This is a genomic window from Bacteroidota bacterium (genome assembly GCA_034723125.1).
In the GTDB taxonomy this organism is placed as follows: domain Bacteria; phylum Bacteroidota; class Bacteroidia; order CAILMK01; family JAAYUY01; genus JAYEOP01.
On the sequence record JAYEOP010000383.1, the window covers coordinates 1 to 2,347 of the forward strand.

Consider the following 2,347-nt stretch of genomic DNA (forward strand, 5'->3'; position numbering starts at 1 on the left):
TAGATTTTAGCTTTTAGTTTTTACCTTTTAGTTTTTAGTTTTTAGTTTTTACCTTTTAGTTTTTACCTTTTAGTTTTTAGTTGGCAGTCTTCAGTAAGCAGTCCACAGTCGGCAGTAATTGAAAGCTAATATCCTTGCATCCCGTGACACGAAGTTAGTCCGTATGGGCATCCTGTATCCTGTATCCTGAATCCTGTATCCTGAATCCTGAATCCTGAATCCTGTATCCTGAATCCTGTATCTTGAATCCTGTATCCTGTATCCTGTATCCTGAATCCTGTATCCTGAATCCTGAATCCTGTATCCTGTATCCTGTATCCTGTATCCTGTATCTTGAATCCTGTATCCTGAATCCTGAATCCTGAATCCTGAATCCTGAATCCTGTATCCTGTATCCTGCATCCTGTATCCTGTATCTTGTATCCTGAATCCTCCCAACATTATTTTTTTATAAATTTGTAGAAATTGATATACAATTTTTAATTTTGTTCTGAATTAAAATGTTTATAAAATGAAGAATGCAAAATTATTTTTAGTTTTTTTAGGATTAAGTTTAATCCTTTTTTCATGTAAGAAAAAAAATAAAATAAATAGTGAAATTTTAGTTTCTGAAATTAAAGAACATCTTGAGTTTTTGGCTTCAGATTCTTTGAAGGGTAGGTATCCGGGAACAAAAGAAGATAAAATTGCCGCTGAATATATTAAAGTACAATTTCAAAGATACGGATTAAAGTTATTGGCTGATAATGGATTCCAGTATTTTGATGTTGTTACAGATGTAAATACTGGAGACAGTAATTATTTTATTGTGAAAGAAAACGAAGCAGTTCTTGATTCAAATTTTATTCCTTATTCTTTTTCAAAAAATACAACAGTTGATGCTCAGCTTACATTTGCAGGATTTGGTTTTGATATAAAAAATGATAGCTTTGAGTGGAATGATTTTAAAGATATTGATGTAAACGGAAAATGGGTTTTGATTTTTAAAGGTATTCCGCTGAAGGAAAAGAATAATTATTTTGAAAAATTTGCGGATGACAGATCTAAAGTACTGAATGCAAAAGATAAAAATGCAGTAGGAGTTATTTTTGTTTCAGGAGTTAATTTTGATAAAAACGATGAATTGCCGGAACTTTATTATGACCAAACTCAAGGATGTGCAGGAATTCCTGTTTTTCATATTACACGTGCATTGGCAAATATAATTATTGAAGAAAGTGATAAATCAATTGAAGAGATTGAGAGTGAAATTGTTGAAAATCAAAAGCCAAATTTCTTTGAAACACAGATTTCTATAAAAGCTCGTTCGGATGTAAATTTATCAAAGGTTACAACTCAAAATGTAATTGCAATTGTGGAAAGTACTAATCCTGAGTTCAAAGATGAATACATTGTAGTAGGTGCACATTATGATCATCTTGGAATGGGTGGCAAGGGAACGAATTCGCGAAAGCCTGATACAATAGCAGTTCATAATGGTGCTGACGATAATGCTTCGGGAACTGCGGGAGTAATTGAACTTGCAGGAAAAATTGCTTCAATGAAAGATTCTATAAAAAGAAGTATAATATTTATGACATTTGGTGCAGAAGAAATGGGTTTACTTGGCTCCAAGTATTTTATTAATAATCCTGTGGTTGACATAAAGAAAATTAAAGCCATGCTAAATTTTGATATGATAGGAAGGTTTGATACTCTGAATCGTTCATTAATGATAGGTGGAAGTGGCACATCGATAGAAAGCGATTCAATGATAAAATTGTTTGCGGATAATTATGACTTGAATTTGAAATTATCACCTGAAGGTTATGGTCCTTCCGATCATGCTTCTTTTTATACTAAAGATATTCCTGTTTTTTTTATTTCTTCAGGTGCTCACACTGATTACCATACACCCGCTGATGATATTGATAAAATAAATTTTAAAGGTCAAAAATATATTCTTGATTATTCTTCCGAATTACTTTTAGGTCTTATAAATATGGAAAAGGATTTGACATTTAAAGAAGCAGGTCCAAAAGGACATTCAAAACATGGATATAAGTATAAAATAACTTTTGGAATAATGCCTGATTTTGCTAATACTTCTAATAATGGACTTGGAGTTGATGCAGTTAGTCCCGGTGGGGCTGCTGCTAATGGTGGAATAAAAAAAGGTGATAGAATAATTGCAATAGACGGTAAAGAAGTAAAAAATATTTATGATTATATGAATCGTCTTAAAAAATTGGAAGAAGGACAAACTGTAATTGTTGATGTAATAAGAGATGAAAAAAAGCTTGTTCTTTTGTTGCAGTTGTAAAAAATATTGCTATAAAATTCCTTAACAAGCATAACAAAATTGTTG

2 protein-coding genes are annotated in these 2,347 nt (G+C 31.6%); one reads left to right on the forward strand and one right to left on the reverse strand.

All coding sequences use genetic code 11. The annotated features are described in order from the left end of the window. Positions 1 to 90: 90 nt before the first annotated feature. The gene (locus U9R42_10160; protein ID MEA3496385.1) at positions 91 to 441 is read right to left on the reverse strand and encodes a hypothetical protein; all 351 of its coding nucleotides are present in this window, start codon (positions 439 to 441) and stop codon (positions 91 to 93) included. 70 nt (positions 442 to 511) lie between these two features. Here U9R42_10160 and U9R42_10165 point away from each other — a divergent pair, with 70 nt between their 5' ends. After that, a complete protein-coding gene (locus U9R42_10165; GenBank protein ID MEA3496386.1) occupies positions 512 to 2,302 on the forward strand; it encodes a M28 family peptidase in 1,791 nt (596 codons plus the stop codon). Positions 2,303 to 2,347: the final 45 nt, after the last annotated feature.